We start from the raw sequence: 19,124 nt of genomic DNA, 5'->3' as shown, positions 1-19,124 counted from the left end.
CCTGCGTCCCCGGCGACCTTCGCGCGCCGGGGACGCAGCGGTGCCCGCCCCCGTCCCCGCCGGGGCCCGCACCGTACGACCCCCGTGCCACCGCGCGACCGCGCAACCCCTCTTGACGCCCCCCTGCGCCGGGGAGACGCTCCCGGGTCTCGCCCGCATCCGAACGGGCGATCGCGCACTGGGGGGCCGGTATGCCGCAGGAGTCCGTGCGGACGGCGGGGGAGCTGCGCGCGCGGCTCGCGGAGCTGGGGGCACGCTGGTCCGTCAGCGAGCACCTCGCCGACGGAGAGCCGCTCCCACGCCCCTCCCTCGGCCTGGCCGGCCCGTCGCGCCCGACCACCGCCGCCGAGGCGGGAACCGTGGATCTGCGGGCGCTGGTCGGGCACGTGAGCGGCAACCCACTGCTGACCCGGCGCAGGACGGCGCACGGCCTGCTGCCCGACCCCCGCAACGGCCCCGACCCCCGCACCGGCACCGGCACCAGCTCCCGCACCCACACCCGCCCCGGCACCGGCGGAGCCGCGGCGCTCGCGCTGCCGACGGCCGTGGACTGGCGCGAGCGGTGGGGGTGGCGGTGGATCACCCGGGTGAAGGACCAGAACCCGTGCGAGTCCGGCTGGGCCTTCGCGGCGGCCGGCCTGGTGGAGTCCATGGCCCGGATCGAACACCACGTGTGGGCCGTGCGGTCCGAGGGGGACGTGCGCGACGGACTGCGGCTGACCTGCGGCCAGGGCTGCGACCCGGAGACCGCGCTCGACTGGATCCGGGACAACGGCGGCCTCGCGGACCCCGACTGCCGGCCCTACACCATCCCGCCGCCCGGCCTGCCCGCCGAGCGGCGCGCCGCCTGGGGCTCCGAGTACACGCCGAGCTGGGACCGGTCGGGCCGGACGGTGCGGATCACCGACTACGTGCGGCTCGGTGACGTCGGGCAGCAGAAGGTGTGGCTGGACACGGTCGGCCCGCTGACCGCCTGCCTCGACGTGTACGAGGACTTCTTCGGGCTCGGCTCCGGCGTGTACCACCGGACGAGCGACCGACTGGCGGGCGGACACTGCGTGTTGGTCGTCGGCTACGACGACGCGGCCGGGTGCTGGCTCTTCAAGAACTCCTGGGGCGCGGGTCACCACACCGGCGGCTACGGGCGGATCGCGTACGGCGAGGCCCGCATCGACCACTGGGCCAAGTGCGGTCTGACCGGCACCAACGTCGACCCGTGGAGCAAGCGTCGCCTGCACGCGGGGAACGTCTACGAGAGCGGCAACGGCCGCGGCCACCGCAACTTCGAACTCGCGGCCACGACGGGTGACGGCAGCCTGCGGCACTGGTGGCGCGAGGGCGAGGCGCCCTTCGCGTGGACCCCGGCCAAGACGTACGCCAACGACGCCTCCGGCCAGCCCGCCTTCACGGGCACCACCTTCAACCGGAACACGGAGTCCCTGCACGTCACCACCGGCGGACGGCTGCGCCACTGGTACTACGAGCAGTCCGGCGGTGCCTGGCGCGACGGCGGCGCCTTCGGGCCGGGGGACGCGGCGATCGGCTCGACCCCGGCCTTCATCCAGAGCGACTACGGCAAGCCCGGCAACTTCGAGGTGGTGGTCCGCACCGTCGACGGACGCCTCAACCACTGGTGGCGCATCAACGGAGCGCCCTGGACCTGGAACGACGGCGGCCGTTTCGCCTCCGGCATCGCCCACTTCGGGCCCGCCCTCGTCCAGACCCGCTCCCGTCACCTGGACCTCGTCGCGACCCGCACGGACGGCCGGATGCAGCTGTGGTGGCGCGACGACCGCGACGGTTTCGCCTGGCATCCCGGCGAGGTGTTCGGCAGTGCGATCACCTCGGCCCCGTGCCTGATCGAGGCGCAGTACGGGGCCACCGACGAGGACACCGCGGGGAACTACGAGCTGTGCGTCGTCGCGGCGGGCGGCCGGGTCGAGCACTGGTGGCGGGGGAACGCGGGCGGCGGCGCCTGGACCCGGGGCGCGGTCTTCGGGCGGGACGCGCTCGCCGTCACGGGGATGCTCCAGGGCAGTTTCGGGTTCGACCTGGAGGTGATCGTCCTGCGCACCGACCGCCTGCTCCAGCACTACCGCCGCGACGGTTCGGGCCGCTGGCACGCCGGGCCGCTGATCGGCCCGGCCTGAGCCTCGACTTGAGCCCCGACTTGAGCTCCGGCTTGAGCCCCGGCTTGAGCCCGCGGCCTGAGCCCCCGGCCGGCCGTCCGCATCCTGGACGGCCGGAACTCTTGTACGGCGCATGTATCTATCCTGTGCGCATGACTTCCGCGCCCCCGGTCGTGACCGCCGCCGACCGCGTCTACCAGCACGTCAAACAGGGGGTATTGGGCCGCCGCTACGAGGGTGGCGTACTCCTCACCGAAGGCGAGGTCGCCGAGGCCGTCGGCGTGTCCCGCACGCCGGTGCGCGAGGCGCTGCTGCGCCTGGAGACCGAGGGGCTGCTCAAGCTGTACCCGAAGAAGGGCGCGCTGGTGCTGCCGGTCTCCGCGCAGGAGATCGCCGACGTCATCGAAACCCGGCTGCTGGTCGAGGAGTTCACCGTCCGCAGGGCCGTGCCCGCCCCGCCCGGCCTGCTGGAGCGGCTCGCCGCCCTCATCGGGGAGCAGCGCCGGCACGCCGCCGACGGGGACCTGGTCGCCCTGATGGCCGCCGACCGGGCCTTCCACGCCGAGATCGTCCGCAACGCCGGGAACCAGATCCTGGGCCGGCTCTACGACCAGCTCCGCGACCGGCAGCTGCGGATGGGCGTGGCCCTGCTGCACGCCCACCCCGACCGGGTGGAGCGGACGCTGGCCGAGCACACCGAGATCCTGGACGCCCTGCGCGCCGGGGAGCCGGAGACGGCCGCCGCCGCCGTACGGGCGCACGTGGGCCGGGTCGAGGCGCTGGTGCGCGGGGCCGGCCGGTGAGCGCCCCCACCGGGCCGCCCCGCCTCCCCCTGGATCCCCCCGGCGGGCGCCGGGCCCTCGCCGTCTGGGCGATCGGCGTCGCCGTCTACTTCGTCGCGGTCATCTTCCGCACCAGCCTGGGCGTGGCCGGGCTGGACGCCGCCGACCGCTTCCACGTCAACGCGTCGGCCCTCGCCACCTTCTCCATCCTCCAGCTGCTGGTCTACGCGGGCATGCAGATACCCGTCGGGCTGCTCGTGGACCGGCTCGGCACCAAGCGCGTCCTGACGATGGGGGCGGTGCTGTTCACCGTCGGACAGCTCGGTTTCGCGCTGGCGCCCTCCTACGGGACGGCTCTGGCCGCGCGCGCCCTGCTGGGTTGCGGCGACGCGATGACCTTCATCTCCGTGCTGCGGCTCGGCACGCGCTGGTTCCCGGCCCGGCGCGCGCCGCTGATGGCGCAGCTGGCCGGACTGGTGGGCATGGCGGGCAACCTCGTCTCCACGCTGGTGCTGGCGCCGGCGCTGCACGGGCTCGGCTGGGTGCCGGCCTTCGCGGGCAGTGCGGCAGCCGGGCTCCTCGTTCTGGTGCCGCTGGTGCTGTTCCTGCGGGACCACCCGGAAGGGCACGCGCCGGCGCCCGTGGCGCGCGCCGGCGGGGGCGGGTTCGTACGCCGCCAGATCGCCGAGTCCTGGCGGGAGCCGGGAACCCGGCTCGGGCTGTGGGTGCACTTCACGACGCAGTTCCCCGCGATGGTGTTCCTGCTGCTGTGGGGGATGCCGTTCCTGGTCGAGGCGCAGGGGCTGTCGCGGACCACCGCGGGCGGGCTGATGACGCTGATCGTCGTCGCGAACATGGGGTTCGGGCTGCTGTACGGGCAGCTCGTCGGCCGCCGCCAGGGCGCGCGGATCCCGCTGGCGCTGGGAACGGTCGCGGCCACCGCCGCGCTCTGGGGCGCGGTGCTGGCCTACCCCGGCCAGCGGGCGCCGATGTGGCTGCTGACCACGCTGTGCGTGGTGCTGGGTACCTGCGGCCCGGCCTCGATGATCGGCTTCGACTTCGCCCGCCCGGCCAACCCGGCCGAACGTCAGGGCACCGCCTCGGGAATCACCAACATGGGCGGCTTCCTCGCGTCCATGACGACGCTGCTCGCGGTGGGCGTCCTGCTCGACGCCACCGGCGACGACTACCGGATCGCCTTCTCGTCGGTGTTCTTCCTGGAGGTGCTGGGCCTGTCCCAGATCCTGCGGCTGCGGCCCGCCGCCCTGGCCCGCGAACGCCTCCCGCTCCCGGCGCCGGGCCCCGACCGGGTGGCCCCGGCCCGCGCCCGTACGTAGGAGCCCGGGCCCGCACCGGGCTTCCCCGTACGCGGGAGCCCTGGCGGCGCGGGCCGGTGGGGTTACGGGGTCACGGCGAAGCGCGTCAGGATGGCCTCCGCCAGGGCGGGGTCGCCCTCGGTCTTCACCCGGTCCGCGACCGCGTGCGGCCGTACCCGCCCCGCCGCGAGCCGCACGTACGTCTGCCAGTCCATCGCCAGCGTCACCGCCGGCCCCAGCGAGGGCGCCTTGTCCAGCGTGCCCCGCCCCTGCGCGTCCACCCGTACGGTCCGCATGAACTCCAGCTCCCCGTGCACGTCGAGCACCACGGCCGAGTTCGGGGGCGCGCCCGCCTCCTTCGCGACCACCTTCGCCAGCCCGGCCAGCAGGAGGTCCCGCGCCACGTACGCGCCCGGCGAGTCCCAGTTCCCGGGGACGCCCAGCGCCGCCCGCAGGTCCTGCTCGTGGATCCACACGTCGAACGCCCGAAGCCGCAGCGCGAACTCCAGCGGCACCTGGTCGCCCAGCGGGCCGCGCACCAGCGTGGCCGGATCCCGCTTCTCGTTGCGGAGCTGGCGCTGGCGCCGGATGATCGTGTACTCCAGCTCGGAGGTCATCTCCGGGGCGGTGTGGTGACGCCGGACGTCAACCTGCACCTCCATGTACCGGGTGAACTCGTCCACCACGTGCCGCAGGTCGCGCGGCAGCGTGTGGATCGGCCGCGGATCGCCGAGCTGCTCGCACTCGATGCCGATGATGTGTGACACCACGTCACGAACCGACCAGCCGGGACACGGAGTCGCCCGGTTCCACTCGCCCTCCGACAGGGGGAGGACCAGCTCGGATATCGCCTCGATGGAATGGGTCCACGCATCGGCATAGGGCTGGAGGCTGGGATGGACGGTCAACGGGACCCCTCGCGTGCTGTTCAGTGGCGCGTTGTGGACTGTGCCCAAAAGTACGCTGCCGGTGAGCACCCCGGCAGCGCTTTCGTGTGACGATCGTAGGCCCGAGCTGACGGACGCAATGCAAGGACGGTGGTAGTGTGCGCGCCTCTCTGATCCAAGTCGCCGTGAACGAGGGCGAGTCGGTCTCTTCCCGACGCGCCCGCGTGGCCGATCTCGTACGGGAGCAGTCCGCCTCCGACCTCGTCGTGCTGCCGGAACTGTGGACGGTGGGGGCGTTCGCCTACGAGCAGTTCGAGACCGAGGCGGAGCCGCTGGACGGCCCGACCTACGAGACGATGTCCAAGGCCGCGACCGACGCCGGGGTCTGGCTCCACGCGGGCTCGGTCGTGGAGCGCGCGGGCGACGGGTCGCTCTACAACACCGCACTGGTGATCTCCCCGGCCGGTGAGCTCGCCGCCAGCTACCGCAAGATCCACCGCTTCGGCTTCGACCAGGGCGAGGCGGTGCTGATGGCCGCCGGGGACACCCTGACCACGGTGACCCTGCCGGAGCAGACGCTCGGCATCGCCACCTGCTACGACCTGCGGTTCCCCGAGATGTTCCGCGGCCTGGTCGACGCCGGGGCCACCACGATGGTCGTCGCCGCGGGCTGGCCGGCCCGGCGCCGCGCCCACTGGACGCTGCTGAACCGGGCCCGCGCCGTGGAGGACCAGGCGTACGTACTGGCCTGCGGGCTGGCCGGCACCCACGCGGGAGTCGAGCAGGCCGGGCACAGCCTGGTCGTGGACCCGTGGGGCGAGGTGCTCGCGGAGGCGGGGCCGGGCGAGGACGTGCTCACGGTGGAGCTGGACCCGGCGAAGGTCGCGGACACGCGGGAGCAGTTCCCGGCGTTGAAGGACCGCCGCCTCGGGCGCTGAGACGACGGTTGGCGAAGCGGCCGCCGGGTATGCGGGCGGCGACGGCGCAAGGAGCGGAGCAGGGGGGCGGGTGCCATGTCGCAGGAGTCCGAAGCCATGGAGGCCATGGTGGAGGCGGCACTGGAGCCGCACGAACCGTCCCCGGGCGAGACCGAGGCCCGCGACCGGGTGCGGGCCGAGGCCACCGGCATGACCCACCACCAGACGGCGGCCGCCCTGGAGCGGGCCGAGGACGCCGCCGCGGGCGGGGGCGGCGCCGACGCGTCCACCCGCGCCGCCCTGGCGGAGTGGCGGCGGATCACCGACCTCCTCGCGGACCACGGCGGCCCGTACACTCCCGAGGCCGACCCCTACGCACAGGGCCAGTTGACCGCGCGCGGCCGCTGACGCGGCTACCCGCCGCGCCGGCTGCCGCCGACCCCGTTGCCACCGCGTCGCCTACCGCTCCTCCCGCTCCTTCTCGGCCATCCGGATCACGCACACGGCGACGGCGATCAGCAGCGCCGCGTCCGCGTCCTCCCGCACCACGTCCACCGCGTACGTCTCGCGGACCCGCAACCACCGGCGGGAGATCAGCGCGAGCAGCTCGCCGTCGTACTCGACCTTGAACTCGCGGTCGAGGATCCGCCCGCTGACGTCCAGTCCGGTGCCCTCGGAGAGGGTGACGAGGTAGTGGTTGCGCAGCAGGGAGAGCCACTTCTTGCGGATCACGGCCAGCCGGCGGCCGTCCCGCTCCAGGGTCATCGCGTCGCGGAAGGCGAGCCACTTCTCCCGCAGGGTGATCAGGATCCGCCCCTCGGGGTCCTTGAGCTCCAGGGTGTCGCGCAGCCGCAGGGCCTTGCCGTCGACGAGGAAGGCCTGCCGGCCGTCCTCGTCCTCGATCCAGTAGTCGTCCCCGATGTCCAGCACTTTGTCCCGTACGAGGTATTTCATGGCCTGATCCGTGCCCGCGATAGGTTTCCGCCATGCCACTGCTCTATGTCACCGACCTGACGTACCCGGCGCGCGGCCAGCCGCTACTGCGACGAGGACATATTCCTCACCGGGCGGCTGCGCGAGCACTTCCCGCTGGCCCTGTGCCACCCGCGCGACGCCGAGGCCCTCATGGGCGGCTTCGACGCGGTCGTGGTCCGCAACAGCGGCCCCGTCCTGTACTACCAGGAGGCCTACGACGCCTTCCGCACCGCCGCCCTCGCCGGCGGCGCCCGCGTCTACAACCCGCTGACGGGGCGCGGCGACATGGCGGGCAAGCAGTACCTGCCGGACCTGACGGCGGCCGGCTACCCGGTGATCCCGACGGTCGACGACCCGGCGCTCCTGCACCTGCTGCCGCGGGTCCCGCAGTACGCGGTGAAGCCCAAGCAGGGCGCGGACTCCATCGGCCTCACCTTCACGGCGGACCCCTCCACCGCGGAGCCGGGCCGGACCTTGATCCAGCCGCGGATCGACTTCGCGTACGAGGTGTCGTTCTACTTCGTGGACGACGCCTTCCAGTACGCCCTGTACGCCCCGGACCCCGACCGCCGCTGGGAGCTGGAGCACTACGACCCGACCCCGGCGGACCTGGCCTTCGCCCGCACCTTCGTCGAGTGGAACACCCTCTCGCACGGCATCCAGCGCGTGGACGCCTGCCGCGCTCCCTCCGGCGAGCTCCTCCTGGTCGAACTGGAGGACCTCAACCCCTACCTGTCCCTCCACCTCGTCCCGACCGACGTCCAGGACGCCTTCGTCACCGCCCTCGCCCGCTCCCTGGACTCCTTCCTGTCCTAGAGCTCGCTGGTGTCGAGGTCCAAGTCGAACGGCTCCGGCAGCCGCACGGCCGTCCCGAACGGATGCGGCCCGTCGACCTTCGCGTAACCGAGCCGCCCGGGCTCGGAGAACAGGGTGACGGTCTTGTCCAACCGGTCGACCAGCAGGTAGAGCGGCGCGCCGTACTCGGCGTACCGCTTGCGCTTGACGACGCGGTCGGTCTCGGCGTTGGACTCCGAGGTCACTTCGACGATCAGCAGGGTCTGGTCGGGGAGGAGGGCGCCGCCGCCTTTTGCCAGCTCCTTGGGGGCGACCGCGATGTCCGGGACGTACCAATTCGCCGAGCCGGGCAGGTCCAGATTGCCCGACCCGGTCACACAGCCCAGTTCCTTGACCCGCGGTTTGATCTGATCGCGGATCTCCTCAGCCGCGTTCTCGTGGTCCCAGTTCGGCGTCACGTTGCTGATGACCCCTTCAATGATCTCGGTGCGGTCGCCGCTGTGGTGCTGGATGGCGTACTTCAGGGCACGCTCGGGGTCGATGCCTTCGCCGTAGTCGTGCGCGGTGGTCATGCCGGACGCCTCCTTCGATGCCTGCGGCCAGCCTGTCACGACGGCCCGCCGAGCGGCGTCACCCCTGGGGGTACAGCTGGACGGGGATGGCAAGCTTGAAGGATGAACGATGCTGCTCCGGCGCCCACCCCCGCGCCCGCACCCCGCAAGCGTGCCCGTGTCCGTGCCCCCGAGCTGATCGGCAAGGGGGGCTGGCTCAACACCGGTGGGAAGGACCTGACGCTCGCCGACTTCCGAGGTCGCATCCTGATCTTGGACTTCTGGACCTTCTGCTGCATCAACTGCCTGCACGTCCTGGACGAGCTGCGCGAGCTGGAGGAGAAGCACCGCGACACCGTGGTGATCGTCGGCGTGCACTCGCCGAAGTTCGCGCACGAGGCCGAGCACGCGGCCGTCGTGGACGCCGTCGAGCGGTACGAGGTGCACCACCCCGTCCTGGACGACCCGGAGCTGGCCACCTGGAAGCAGTACGCCGTACGGGCCTGGCCCACGCTCGTGGTGATCGACCCCGAGGGGTACGTCGTCGCCCAGCACGCCGGTGAGGGGCACGCGCACGCCATCGAGCGGCTGGTGGGGGAGCTGGAGGCCGAGCACGCCGCCAAGGGGACCCTGCGGCGCGGGGACGGGCCGTACGTGGCGCCCGAGCCCGTGGCGAGCGACCTGCGGTTCCCCGGGAAGGCGCTGCTGCTGCCCTCGGGGAACTTCCTGGTGTCGGACTCCACCCGGCACCAGCTGGTGGAGCTCGGCGCCGACGGGGAGAGCGTCGTGCGGCGCATCGGCAGCGGCGAGCGCGGGTTCACCGCCGACAGTTTCAGCGAGCCCCAGGGCCTCGCGCTGCTGCCCGACGGCCGGGTCGTCGTCGCCGACACCGTCAACCACGCGCTGCGCACGTACGACCCCGCCACCGGGGCCGTGGAGACCGTCGCCGGGACGGGCCGCCAGTGGTGGCAGGGCTCGGCCACCTCCGGGCCCGCCCTGGATGTCGACCTGTCCTCGCCCTGGGACGTGGCGTGGTGGCAGGGCAAGGTGTGGATCGCCATGGCGGGCGTGCACCAGCTGTGGACCTGGGACCCCGCGACGGGGACCGTGGGCGTGGCCGCCGGAACGACCAACGAGGGGCTCGTGGACGGGCCCGCCGCCGAGGCCTGGTTCGCGCAGCCGTCCGGGCTGGCCGCGACCGGGGACCGGCTGTGGGTCGCCGACTCCGAGACCAGCGCCCTGAGGTACCTGGAACGCGAGGGCGAGGAGTACGCCGTACGGACCGCCGTCGGCACCGGGCTCTTCGACTTCGGGCACCGCGACGGCGACGCCGCCCAGGCCCTGCTCCAGCACCCCCTCGGGGTGACCGCGCTGCCCGACGGCTCGGTCGCGGTCTGCGACACGTACAACCACGCGCTGCGCCGCTTCGACCCGGCGACGGGCGAGGTCTCCACCCTCGCCACCGACCTGCGCGAGCCCAGCGACGCCGTCCTGGTCGGCGGGGACATCGTGGTCGTGGAGTCGGCCCGGCACCGCCTGACGCGGCTGCGGCTGCCCGAGGAGGCCGTCCGGGTCGACGCGGTCGCCCACCGGACGCAGCGCGCCGCCACCGAGGTCGCGCCCGGCACGCTCCGGCTCGACGTGGTCTTCCAGGCGCCGAGCGGGCAGAAGCTCGACACCCGCTACGGTCCCTCGACCCGCCTCCTGGTCTCCTCGACCCCGCCCGAGCTGCTGGCGGCGGGCGAGGGTCCGGGGACGGACCTGTTCCGCGACCTGACGCTGAACCCGGAGGTCACCGAAGGCGTGCTGCACGTCTCCGCGATGGCCGCGTCCTGCGACGACGACCCCGCCAACGAGTACCCGGCCTGCCACGTCCACCAGCAGGACTGGGGCGTGCCGGTGACCGTCACCGCCGACGGGACCGCCCGTCTCCCCCTCGTCCTCGCCGGGATGGACGCGTAGGGGGTACGGCCCCCGCCCCGCGGGGCGGGGGCCGGCTCAGCCCTCCAGGAAGGCCACCAGCGCGTTCGCCAGCAGGAACGGGTCGTCCGCGCCGCACAGTTCGCGGGCGCTGTGCATCGACAGGATCGCCACGCCGATGTCCACGGTCTGGATGCCGTGCCGGGCGGCCGTGATGGGACCGATCGTCGTACCGCACGGCATCGAGTTGTTGGAGACGAACGTCTGCCACGGCACCCCGGCCCGCTCGCAGGCGCCCGCGAACACCGCGCGCCCGCTGCCGTCGGTGGCGTAGCGCTGGTTGACGTTGACCTTGAGGATGGGGCCGCCGTTGGCGCGCGGGTGGTGCGTCGGGTCGTGCCGCTCACCGTAGTTGGGGTGCACGGCGTGGCCGGTGTCCGAGGACAGGCAGATGGTGCCCGCGAAGGCCCGTGCCCGGTCCTCGTAGGAGCCGCCGCGCGCGAAGACCGAACGTTCCAGCACGTTGCCCAGGAGCGGGCCGTCCGCGCCGGTGTCGGACTGCGAGCCGTTCTCCTCGTGGTCGAAGGCGGCCAGCACCGGGATGTGGTCGAGCTTCGCGTTCCCCGAGCCGGCCGCGGAGACGGCCGCCAGTGCCGCGACGCCCGCGTGCACCGACAGCAGGTTGTCCATGCGCGGCCCGGCCAGCAGCTCGCGGTCGCGGCCCAGGTACGCGGGCGGCTCGATCGAGTGGACCATCAGGTCCCAGCCGGCCACCGAACCCTGGGGCAGGCCCTCTTCCTCCTCCAGGAACGCGATCAGATCGCCCTCCCGGACCTCGCCCAGGCCCCAGATCGGCTGCATGTGGCGCTGCTTGTCGAGCTTGAGGCCGTCGGTGTTCACCGACCGGTCCAGGTGCACGGCGAGTTGGGGCACGCGCAGCAGTGCCCGGTCCACGTTCACCAGCCGCTCGCTGCCGTCGCGCAGCGTCAGCCGGCCGGCCAGGCCGAGGTCGCGGTCCAGCCAGGTGTTGAGCAGCGTCCCGCCGTAGATCTCGACCGCGATCTGCCGCCAGCCCTGTGACCCGGCGTCAGGGACGGGCTTGACGCGCAGGTTGGGGGAGTCGGTGTGGGCGCCGATGATGCGGAACGGGGTGTGCGCGGCGGCACCCTCCGGTACGTACCAGGCGATGATGGCACCGCCGCGGAGTACGAACCTGCCCCCCGTACCCGAGTCCCAGGCGTCCGATTCCGACAACTGCCTGAAACCGGCCTTTTCCAGCCGCTCGGCCGCGTTGGCCACGGCATGGTACGGCGACGGACTGGCCGTCAGGAAGGCCATCAGGTCGTCGGTGTGGCCGCGGTCGAAGTGGGCGGGAGAGGTCATGTGGTTCACCTTAACGACGGTCGTGTTCGCCATGGCCGGACTGCGGCGGATAGCGGAAAGGTCAGGGCGACGCGGGGTGTGTGGCCCGCGGTCCCGTCGTTTTCAGCCCGGCGGACGCTCGAATCTGCGCTGTAGCTGTCGCCGCTCGCCCCGGCGGATGCGCGGGAGCATCTCGGGGGTCTGCGGCGGGCGCTGCGCGCGTCTTTTGCGTCCGGCGCAGAAGATACAGGCCTCGCCCGGCGGGGCATCGGGGTCGATCGGTGCTCCGGGGTGTTCGGAGCATCCGGAGGCGTTGCGGGGGCGGGACAGTTCCCGGGCGACGATGAAGGCGCGGTGCAGGTCGTCCGCGATCCGTACGAAGTCCGCGGCGGGCGAGGAGATGCCGAGGTGGAAGCGCTGGTCCTCGATCGTACGGAGGTACCCCCGCAGCAGTTCATGGGTGTACGGGGGCTCGGGCACCGGGTACCCCAGCCGGCGCTGCTCCCCGGGGACCGGGGCGGCGGGGCCGGGGCGCCCGCCGTGCCTGCGCAGGCCGAGCCTCCGCCGGTCGTTGCAGATCAGGCAGCGGCCCCAGCCGTCGGGCGCCTCGGGGTCGAGGGCGCCGTTGGGGTGCTCGGGGCAGCCGGTGTAGCTCTTGGCGGGGGCCAGGCCGGCGGCGGTCTGGAACGCGGTGTAGAGCGCGTCGGCGAGGCCCTCGTACTCGGCGGGGTGGGAGCCGTCGTACAGCTCCCGGGCGTGGTCGCCGAGGCTGCCCAGCATCGCTTGCAGCTCCTTGAGGGCGTACGGCCGCCCGGTGGGGACGGAGTACCCCCTGCCGTTGCCGTGCTGATCCTGTGGCGTCATGCTTAGAGCGTCCCACGGCCGACTGACAAGCAGGGAATGCGCAGGTCGCGGGCCCTGCGCCGGCCCCGGCGGCCCCAGGTGCAGCGGGGCGGTGGCCCGGGCCGTGCGGGGCCCGGCACGACAGCGGCCGGGCCCCCCAGAGGGGGTCCGGCCGTGTGACCGTCCGAGCGGCTCAGCCTAGAACGCGGCCTCGTCGAGCTCCATGAGGCTGTTGTCGACGCTCTCGGCCAGCGCGCGCTGGACCGAGACGCCCGGGAGGACCTCCGCGGCGAAGAACTTCGCGGCGGCGATCTTGCCGGTGTAGAAGGGGACGTCCTTCGCGGAGGCGCCGGCCAGCTTCTCGGCGGCCACGGCGGCGCCCTTGAGCAGCAGGTACCCGACGACGACGTCACCGGATGCCATCAGCAGGCGGGTGGTGTTCTGTCCGACCTTGTAGATGTTCTTGACGTCCTCGCCGGTGGCGGTGAGGTCGACGATCATCTGGCCGACGATGGCCTCCAGGTCGACCGCGGCCTTGGCGAGCGCGTCGCGGGCCGGGGCGAGGTCGTCGCCGCCGACGGCCTCGGCCAGGAACTTCTTGATCGTCTCGGAGAGGACGTTCAGGGAGGCGCCCTGGTCGCGGACGATCTTCCGGAAGAAGAAGTCCTGGCCCTGGATCGCGGTGGTGCCCTCGTAGAGGGTGTCGATCTTCGCGTCCCGGATGTACTGCTCGATCGGGTATTCCTGGAGGTAACCGGAACCGCCGAAGGTCTGCAGCGACTGCGCGAGCTGCTCGTACGACTTCTCCGAGCCGTAGCCCTTCACGATCGGCAGCAGCAGGTCGTTGAGGCCGACCAGCGCGGAGGCGTCCTCGCCCGCGGCCTGCTTGGCCTGGATCTCGTCCTGGATGGACGCGGTGTACAGGACCAGGGCGCGCATGCCCTCCGCGTACGCCTTCTGCGTCATGAGCGAGCGGCGCACGTCGGGGTGGTGGGTGATGGTGACCTTGGGGGCCGTCTTGTCCATGAAGTTGGCCAGGTCCGGGCCCTGCACGCGCTCCTTGGCGTACTCCAGCGCGTTCAGGTAGCCGGTGGAGAGGGTGGCGATGGCCTTCGTGCCGACCATCATCCGGGCGAACTCGATGATCATGAACATCTGGCGGATGCCGTCGTGCTTGTCGCCGATCAGCCAGCCCTTGGCGGGGTGCTGGTCGCCGAAGGTCATCTCGCAGGTGTTCGAGGCCTTGAGGCCCATCTTGTGCTCGACGTTCGTCGCGTAGACGCCGTTGCGCTCGCCCAGCTCGCCGGTCTCCCAGTCGAAGTGGAACTTCGGGACGAGGAAGAGGGACAGGCCCTTGGTGCCCGGGCCGTGGCCCTCGGGGCGGGCGAGGACGTAGTGGAGGATGTTCTCCGACATGTCGTGCTCACCGGACGTGATGAAGCGCTTCACGCCCTCGATGTGCCAGGAGCCGTCGTCCTGCTGGACCGCCTTGGTGCGGCCGGCGCCGACGTCCGAGCCGGCGTCCGGCTCGGTGAGCACCATGGTCGAGCCCCACTGCTTCTCGACCGCGATCTGCGCGATCTTCTTCTGCGCCTCGTTGCCCTCTTCGAAGAGCACGCCGGCGAAGGCCGGACCGGAGGAGTACATCCACACGGCCGGGTTGGCGCCGAGCAGCAGCTCCGCGTAGGCCCAGATGAGGGAGCGGGGCGAGGTGGTGCCGCCGATCTCCTCGGGCAGGCCCAGGCGCCAGTACTCGGAGTCCATGAAGGCCTGGTAGCTCTTCTTGAAGGAGGTCGGGACCGGCGCGGTGTTGGTGGCCGGGTCGAAGACCGGCGGGTTGCGGTCGGCGTCCTCGAAGGAGGCGGCCAGGTCGTTCTCGGCGAGCTTGGTCAGCTCGGCCAGGATGCTCTTGGCGGTCTCGGTGTCCATCTCGCCGAACGGGCCGGTGCCGTACAGCTTGTCGCGGCCGAGCACCTCGAAGAGGTTGAACTCGATGTCGCGGAGATTCGACTTGTAGTGCCCCATGGCGACGGCTCCGTTAAGGCTCGGGGAGACAGGTTCCTCGTACATACCAATCGGTAACAACATGATGCTACCCGCCGGTAATAAGGGCAACCCTCCGGTCCGGACTGTGACCAGGCTCAAGCTCGCACCACACGGTCTTGCATCCCGCGCCCTGTGTCACCCCCCAGCGCAGGGCCACTGCGTCGAGCAGGGCCAGCCCCCGCCCGGACTCCTCGGTTCCGCTCGCCCGGCGCAGTACGGGCCACGCGCGCGGATCGGGGTCGGTGAGCTCGACCCGGGTACGGGCTGCCCTTCCGGTGATCCGCGGGGTGGTGATGCGCAGGGTGACGGGGGTGCCCGCGCCGAGGTGGGTGATCACGTTGGCCAGCAGCTCGCTGACGCAGAGCTGTACGTCGGCGCACGGCTCCCCGAGGTGCTCCCGTACCGCCCGCCTGAGCCCGGACACCGCCTCGGGCGTGGCGAGCAGCCGGATGCTGAGGCCGTTCACCGGTCGGCCAGTACGGCGGCCAGGCGCTGCGCGGTGGCGGTGTTGCAGTTGCCGAGGGTGATCAGGGGCGGGTTGCCGTAGCCGCTGGCGTAGGAGGCGAGGTGGAGGTCGAGGGAGGGCAACGTGATCCCGTGCGCGGCGAGCGCGGCGCGGAGCCGGTCGAGGGCCTCGATCGCCTCGCGGTCGGCGGCGTGTGTGCTCATGGGGGGCTTCCGTTCCGGTGGGGACTGACTGTGACGAACCGCTCACAGCCTGCGGCCGGGGTGCGTACCGTGGGAAGGGTTTCTGGTCCACAGTGCGAGGTGTGGAAAGGCGGGCCCCGACGATGGCCGCACGTAAAGGCATCGATGGATCGGCCAGCGTGCCGGCCTTCTACGGCAAGGAGTTGCGCTGGAAACGCGAGGCGGCAGGCCTGACGCTGGAGCAGACGGTGGAGGGCAGCTTCTACGGGGTCAGCTACCTGAGCGAGATCGAACGGGCCCAGCGGCGGATGCCGTTGGATTTGGCGCGTCATGTGGATGCCGTCCTGAGGACGGACGGCTTCTTCGAGCGGTGCTGCGAGGACGTCCGTAAGGCTCGCAACGGCACCCTCGCGCCGTACTTCGCCCCGGTTGCCGAGATGGAGAAGCGGGCCCGGTCCATCGAGGAGTGGGCCCACGCGATCATCCCCGGGCTGCTGCAGACGGCGCCGTGCACCCGGGCGATCACGCATGTCACGCACCCTCTCGACCTGCCGGAAGAGGTGGACGTGAAGGTGCGGAACCGACTTCAGCGAGGACGGCTCCTTGATGACCCGCAGCGGCCGGAATACTGGGTGATCCTGCACGAGTCGCTGCTGCGGAGCCCACTTTTGCCGCCCGAGGAGATGGCGGATCAGCTGGAACACGTGGCCGCACTGGCGCGCCGCCGCCGGATCGTTCCACAGATCCTTCTGTGGAACGCACCCCTCAGCCCGTTCATGGGGCAGTCGATGAAGCTCATGGAGTTCGACGACGAGCCGCCGGTCATGTACACCGAGGGTCCGTACCACGGCCAACTCATTGACGATCTGGCGCTCGTGAAGCGGTATAGGAAGACATACGATCGGCTCAGGGCCGCCGCACTGCCGTCTGAAGCGTCCCTGGCCATGATCGAATCGACAGCCGAGGACCTACGAAATGGCAAGCAGCGCAGCTGATTTCCCCAAGGCCGTCTGGCGGAAGAGCAGCCACAGCAACGGCGACAACGGCGACTGCGTGGAGGTGGCGGACGGGCTGGACCGGGTCGTGCCCGTGCGGGACTCGAAGCGGCCGGGCGGCCCGGCGATCGTCGTCGCGGCGGCGGCATGGACACCCTTCATCGCCACCCTCAAGGCGTCCTGACCGGAACTCGGCGGTCGGGCGCCCCACCGCCTCGGTAGGCTTCGGCGCATGTACGGCTACGACCAGAACCCGGGTGCCCAGCAGGGCTACGCGCAGCAGCCCCCTCAGGGGTACGCGCAACAGGCGCCGCCGCTGTACCCCGAGCCGTCGCCGCCCTCCCTCGCGGACGCCGTACGGGCCTTCACCACCGGGCAGCTCGCCGCCGAGGACTTCCAGCAGATCTTCGCCACCTCGAAGGTCTACTGCCCCCGCGGCGAGACCCCCGGCTTCCTGGCCCTGCACAACACGCAGCAGCCGGTCATCCCGATGTTCACCACGCTCAAGGAGCTCCGCCGGTACGCCGGCAAGGAGTCCAAGTACTTCGTGATCACCGGCGCCGAGGTCATCGACCTGCTCCCGACCGGGTACGGCTTCGTCCTCGACATGGAGGGCGACCACCGCATGGTCTTCGACGCGAAGGCGGTCGAGCAGATGGTCGACTACGCCATGCGCCGCATGTATGGCTAGACGCCATTGCTGCGCAGGTGGCTAGACGCCATTGCCGCGCAGGCGGCTAGCCGCCCCGCGCGAACGCACCCCCAGCCCGCCCCGCCGATCCGGCGGAGGCGGGCTTCGTCGTGTCTGGGGGCGGGACGGGAATGCGGACGAGTGGGGCGCTGTTCAGTCGGGTGTGGCAGAAAGTTCGACTTTCAACTAAAGTCGAAGCAGAAGGAGGCCCGACCATGCCTGCAGTGACTGTGGAGAACCCGTTGACGCTCCCCCGCGTCGCGGAACCGGCCCAGGAGACCGCCGCCCGTAAGGTGCTGGCCGTCACGACCGCCCCCGGTGGTTTCGAGGGCGAGGGATTCCCGGTGCGCCGCGCGTTCGCCGGGATCAACTACCAGTACCTCGACCCGTTCATCATGATGGACCAGATGGGCGAGGTGGAGTACGCGCCGGGCGAGCCCAAGGGCACCCCCTGGCACCCCCACCGCGGCTTCGAGACCGTGACCTACCTGATCGACGGAACCTTCGTCCACCAGGACAGCAACGGCGGCGGCGGCGTCATCAACGGTGGCGACACGCAGTGGATGACCGCCGGTTCCGGCCTCCTGCACATCGAGGCTCCGCCGGAGTCGCTCGTCGTCAGCGGCGGGCTCTTCCACGGCCTCCAGCTGTGGGTGAACCTCCCCGCCTCCGACAAGATGATGCCCCCGCGCTACCAGGACATCGGTGGCGGCCAGGTGCAGCTGCTGACCACCCCCGACGGCGGCTCGCTGCTCCGCGTGATCGCCGGTGAGCTCGACGGGCACCAGGGCCCGGGCATCACCCACACCCCGATCACGATGATCCACGCGACCGTCACCCCGGGCGCACAGATCACCCTCCCGTGGCGCGAGGACTTCAACGCCCTCGCCTACGTCATGGCCGGGCGCGGCTCGGTCGGCGAGGACCGGCGGCCCGTCCAGACCGGGCAGACCGCCGTGTTCGGCGAGGGCGGCTCGCTCACGGTGCGTGCGGACGCCTCGCAGGACTCCAACGCCCCCGCGCTGGAGATCGTCCTGCTCGGCGGCCGGCCCATCCGGGAGCCGATGGCGCACTACGGACCGTTCGTGATGAACAGCAAGCACGAACTCCAGCAGGCGTTCGACGACTTCCAGGCCGGTCGGCTGGGGACCGTACCCACCACGGCGCGCACGCGCTGAGCCGGGGACAGCGGGCAGAACACCGTCACACGGTGGTCTGCCCGCTCGCCGCGTAACGGGCGCGCAGCTCGGACAGCACCCCGGACGCGGCGGCCGTCAGCGGTACGGCGAGCAGCATGCCGAGGATCCCCGCGACGCTCGCCCCCGCCGTGATGGCGAGCATGACCGCCGCCGGGTGCATCTGCACCGTGCGGCTCTGGATCAGCGGCTGCAGGACGTGCCCCTCCAGCACCTGGACGGCGAGCACCACGCCCAGCGCCCACAGCCCGATCACCCAGCCCCGGTCGGCGAGGGCGACGAGGACGGCGAGCGCCCCGGAGATGAAGGCGCCCAGGTACGGGATGTAGGCGCCGACGAACACCAGCGCGCCGAGTCCCAACGCCCCGGGCACCCGCAGCACCAGCAGACCGGCGGTGATGCACAGGGCGTCGATCAGCGCGATGAAGGTGGTCCCGCGCATGAACCCCTCGACGGCCTTGTAGGCGCGCCGCGCCACGGCCTCGACGGTGTCGCCGGTGGCGGCGGGCGCGAGGGAGCGCAGCGCGCCGGCGACCCGGTCGGAGTCGCGCAGGAAGAAGAAGATCAGCAGGAGCGCGAGCACGCTGGTCGCGATCAACTCGCCGACGACGCTGAGGCCGGTGATCACGCCGGAGGCGGCCGTACCGCCGAACTTGGTCAGCAGCTCCCTGGCGTTCTTGGCGAGGTCCTGCAGCGAGGTTCCCGCCACGCCGAAGTGCGCCCTCAGGCCCTCCCCGGCGCGCCGCAGCGAGGCGAGGATCTCGTCACCGGTGTCGATGAGCGCCGTGACGATGACGTAGCCGGCCCCGCCCACGACGGCGACGACGGCCAGGCAGGTCAGCGCGGCGGCGAGGGACCGGTTCACCCCCAGCCCGACCAGCCGCCGGTGCAGCGGCCCGAGCAGTGCGGTGCCGAGCAGGGCGAGCAGTACGGGCGTGAGGGCGGCCTTGAAGACGACGCACAGCCACACGCCGACGGCGAGCACTCCGGCAACCAGCAGCACGACCACGCACCAGGCGGCGAGGCGCCGCACCGGCCCGGGCAGAAGGGGAGTCACCACGGCTGCATCCA

The 19,124-nt window shown here is 71.9% G+C and carries 19 protein-coding genes and 1 pseudogene; 11 read left to right on the top strand and 9 right to left on the bottom strand.

Features of this window, described 5'->3' with window-relative positions:
* Positions 1–191: 191 nt before the first annotated feature.
* The 3 genes from OHA81_RS15770 (at position 192) to OHA81_RS15760 (ending at position 4,248) form a co-directional block, all read left to right on the top strand.
* On the top strand, positions 192–2,150 hold the full coding sequence (locus OHA81_RS15770) for a C1 family peptidase (protein ID WP_329196548.1): 1,959 nt from the start codon (positions 192–194) through the stop codon (positions 2,148–2,150).
* Between the two features lie 131 nt (positions 2,151–2,281).
* Complete coding sequence (locus OHA81_RS15765) at positions 2,282–2,932, top strand: GntR family transcriptional regulator (RefSeq protein ID WP_329196546.1); 651 nt, start codon at positions 2,282–2,284, stop codon at positions 2,930–2,932.
* On the top strand, positions 2,929–4,248 hold the full coding sequence (locus OHA81_RS15760) for an MFS transporter (protein ID WP_329196544.1): 1,320 nt from the start codon (positions 2,929–2,931) through the stop codon (positions 4,246–4,248). The genes OHA81_RS15765 and OHA81_RS15760 overlap by 4 nt, the downstream gene beginning before the upstream one ends.
* A 62-nt stretch (positions 4,249–4,310) precedes the next feature.
* Here OHA81_RS15760 and OHA81_RS15755 read toward each other — a convergent pair whose 3' ends face one another.
* A complete protein-coding gene (locus OHA81_RS15755; RefSeq protein ID WP_329196542.1) occupies positions 4,311–5,135 on the bottom strand; it encodes a maleylpyruvate isomerase family mycothiol-dependent enzyme in 825 nt (274 codons plus the stop codon).
* 137 nt (positions 5,136–5,272) lie between these two features.
* Here OHA81_RS15755 and OHA81_RS15750 point away from each other — a divergent pair, with 137 nt between their 5' ends.
* Both OHA81_RS15750 and OHA81_RS15745 read left to right on the top strand, forming a co-directional pair.
* Positions 5,273–6,052: a carbon-nitrogen family hydrolase gene (locus OHA81_RS15750; protein ID WP_329196540.1), complete on the top strand. Its 780-nt coding sequence runs from the start codon at positions 5,273–5,275 to the stop codon at positions 6,050–6,052.
* Between the two features lie 75 nt (positions 6,053–6,127).
* Positions 6,128–6,439, top strand: a complete 312-nt coding sequence (locus OHA81_RS15745; protein ID WP_329196538.1) for a hypothetical protein — start codon at positions 6,128–6,130, stop codon at positions 6,437–6,439.
* Positions 6,440–6,490: 51 nt separating this feature from the next.
* Here OHA81_RS15745 and OHA81_RS15740 read toward each other — a convergent pair whose 3' ends face one another.
* A complete protein-coding gene (locus OHA81_RS15740; protein ID WP_329196536.1) occupies positions 6,491–6,985 on the bottom strand; it encodes an LURP-one-related/scramblase family protein in 495 nt (164 codons plus the stop codon).
* A 32-nt stretch (positions 6,986–7,017) separates the two neighbouring features.
* On the opposite strand from OHA81_RS15740, the pseudogene OHA81_RS15735 reads away from it, so the two are divergent.
* Positions 7,018–7,822: pseudogene (locus tag OHA81_RS15735) on the top strand (hypothetical protein).
* Here the strand turns inward: OHA81_RS15735 and OHA81_RS15730 are convergent.
* Positions 7,819–8,373: a Uma2 family endonuclease gene (locus OHA81_RS15730; protein WP_329196534.1), complete on the bottom strand. Its 555-nt coding sequence runs from the start codon at positions 8,371–8,373 to the stop codon at positions 7,819–7,821. The pseudogene OHA81_RS15735 and the gene OHA81_RS15730 overlap by 4 nt on opposite strands.
* 102 nt (positions 8,374–8,475) lie before the next feature.
* Here OHA81_RS15730 and OHA81_RS15725 point away from each other — a divergent pair, with 102 nt between their 5' ends.
* A complete protein-coding gene (locus tag OHA81_RS15725) occupies positions 8,476–10,314 on the top strand; it encodes an NHL domain-containing thioredoxin family protein (protein ID WP_329196532.1) in 1,839 nt (612 codons plus the stop codon).
* Between the two features lie 36 nt (positions 10,315–10,350).
* Here the strand turns inward: OHA81_RS15725 and OHA81_RS15720 are convergent, their stop codons facing one another.
* From OHA81_RS15720 to OHA81_RS15700, 5 genes are all read right to left on the bottom strand, one after another.
* Complete coding sequence (locus OHA81_RS15720) at positions 10,351–11,655, bottom strand: M18 family aminopeptidase (protein ID WP_329196530.1); 1,305 nt, start codon at positions 11,653–11,655, stop codon at positions 10,351–10,353.
* 102 nt (positions 11,656–11,757) lie between these two features.
* On the bottom strand, positions 11,758–12,498 hold the full coding sequence (locus tag OHA81_RS15715; protein WP_329196528.1) for a hypothetical protein: 741 nt from the start codon (positions 12,496–12,498) through the stop codon (positions 11,758–11,760).
* A 177-nt stretch (positions 12,499–12,675) separates the two neighbouring features.
* Entirely contained in the window at positions 12,676–14,502 is a 1,827-nt protein-coding gene (locus tag OHA81_RS15710) for an acyl-CoA dehydrogenase (protein WP_329196526.1), read from the bottom strand.
* 67 nt (positions 14,503–14,569) lie between these two features.
* Positions 14,570–14,989 carry an ATP-binding protein gene (locus OHA81_RS15705; RefSeq protein WP_329196525.1) on the bottom strand — a complete coding sequence of 140 codons (420 nt, stop codon included), beginning with the start codon at positions 14,987–14,989 and terminating at the stop codon, positions 14,570–14,572.
* Positions 14,986–15,192: a hypothetical protein gene (locus OHA81_RS15700; RefSeq protein ID WP_329196523.1), complete on the bottom strand. Its 207-nt coding sequence runs from the start codon at positions 15,190–15,192 to the stop codon at positions 14,986–14,988. The genes OHA81_RS15705 and OHA81_RS15700 overlap by 4 nt, the downstream gene beginning before the upstream one ends.
* Positions 15,193–15,314: 122 nt before the next feature.
* Between OHA81_RS15700 and OHA81_RS15695 the strand changes: the two genes are divergently transcribed.
* The 4 genes from OHA81_RS15695 (at position 15,315) to OHA81_RS15680 (ending at position 18,035) form a co-directional block, all read left to right on the top strand.
* Positions 15,315–16,166: a helix-turn-helix domain-containing protein gene (locus OHA81_RS15695; protein ID WP_329196521.1), complete on the top strand. Its 852-nt coding sequence runs from the start codon at positions 15,315–15,317 to the stop codon at positions 16,164–16,166.
* Complete coding sequence (locus OHA81_RS15690) at positions 16,147–16,350, top strand: DUF397 domain-containing protein (protein WP_329196519.1); 204 nt, start codon at positions 16,147–16,149, stop codon at positions 16,348–16,350. Before OHA81_RS15695 ends, OHA81_RS15690 begins: the two co-directional genes overlap by 20 nt.
* Positions 16,351–16,398: 48 nt before the next feature.
* Positions 16,399–16,857: an SseB family protein gene (locus OHA81_RS15685; RefSeq protein WP_190185660.1), complete on the top strand. Its 459-nt coding sequence runs from the start codon at positions 16,399–16,401 to the stop codon at positions 16,855–16,857.
* Positions 16,858–17,072: 215 nt separating this feature from the next.
* A complete protein-coding gene (locus OHA81_RS15680) occupies positions 17,073–18,035 on the top strand; it encodes a pirin family protein (RefSeq protein WP_329196517.1) in 963 nt (320 codons plus the stop codon).
* A gap of 25 nt (positions 18,036–18,060) precedes the next feature.
* On the opposite strand, the gene OHA81_RS15675 is transcribed toward OHA81_RS15680, so the two are convergent.
* Entirely contained in the window at positions 18,061–19,113 is a 1,053-nt protein-coding gene (locus OHA81_RS15675) for an AI-2E family transporter (protein ID WP_329196515.1), read from the bottom strand.
* Positions 19,114–19,124: the final 11 nt, after the last annotated feature.

The organism is Streptomyces sp. NBC_00667 (assembly GCF_036226825.1).
Classification (GTDB): domain Bacteria; phylum Actinomycetota; class Actinomycetes; order Streptomycetales; family Streptomycetaceae; genus Streptomyces.
The sequence above is the reverse complement of the archived record's forward strand: the minus strand, read 5'-3'. Positions and strand labels throughout refer to the sequence as shown.

Excerpts from the sequence above, each read along its gene's own strand:
- OHA81_RS15770 (WP_329196548.1), top strand. The coding sequence starts at position 192 with ATGCCGCAGGAGTCCGTGCGGACGGCGGGGGAGCTGCGCGCGCGGCTC.
- OHA81_RS15765 (WP_329196546.1), top strand. The coding sequence starts at position 2,282 with ATGACTTCCGCGCCCCCGGTCGTGACCGCCGCCGACCGCGTCTACCAG.
- OHA81_RS15745 (WP_329196538.1), top strand. The coding sequence starts at position 6,128 with ATGTCGCAGGAGTCCGAAGCCATGGAGGCCATGGTGGAGGCGGCACTG.
- OHA81_RS15740 (WP_329196536.1), bottom strand. The coding sequence starts at position 6,985 with ATGAAATACCTCGTACGGGACAAAGTGCTGGACATCGGGGACGACTAC.
- OHA81_RS15730 (WP_329196534.1), bottom strand. The coding sequence starts at position 8,373 with ATGACCACCGCGCACGACTACGGCGAAGGCATCGACCCCGAGCGTGCC.
- OHA81_RS15725 (WP_329196532.1), top strand. The coding sequence starts at position 8,476 with ATGAACGATGCTGCTCCGGCGCCCACCCCCGCGCCCGCACCCCGCAAG.
- OHA81_RS15720 (WP_329196530.1), bottom strand. The coding sequence starts at position 11,655 with ATGACCTCTCCCGCCCACTTCGACCGCGGCCACACCGACGACCTGATG.
- OHA81_RS15715 (WP_329196528.1), bottom strand. The coding sequence starts at position 12,498 with ATGACGCCACAGGATCAGCACGGCAACGGCAGGGGGTACTCCGTCCCC.
- OHA81_RS15710 (WP_329196526.1), bottom strand. The coding sequence starts at position 14,502 with ATGGGGCACTACAAGTCGAATCTCCGCGACATCGAGTTCAACCTCTTC.
- OHA81_RS15700 (WP_329196523.1), bottom strand. The coding sequence starts at position 15,192 with ATGAGCACACACGCCGCCGACCGCGAGGCGATCGAGGCCCTCGACCGG.
- OHA81_RS15695 (WP_329196521.1), top strand. The coding sequence starts at position 15,315 with ATGGCCGCACGTAAAGGCATCGATGGATCGGCCAGCGTGCCGGCCTTC.
- OHA81_RS15690 (WP_329196519.1), top strand. The coding sequence starts at position 16,147 with ATGGCAAGCAGCGCAGCTGATTTCCCCAAGGCCGTCTGGCGGAAGAGC.
- OHA81_RS15685 (WP_190185660.1), top strand. The coding sequence starts at position 16,399 with ATGTACGGCTACGACCAGAACCCGGGTGCCCAGCAGGGCTACGCGCAG.
- OHA81_RS15680 (WP_329196517.1), top strand. The coding sequence starts at position 17,073 with ATGCCTGCAGTGACTGTGGAGAACCCGTTGACGCTCCCCCGCGTCGCG.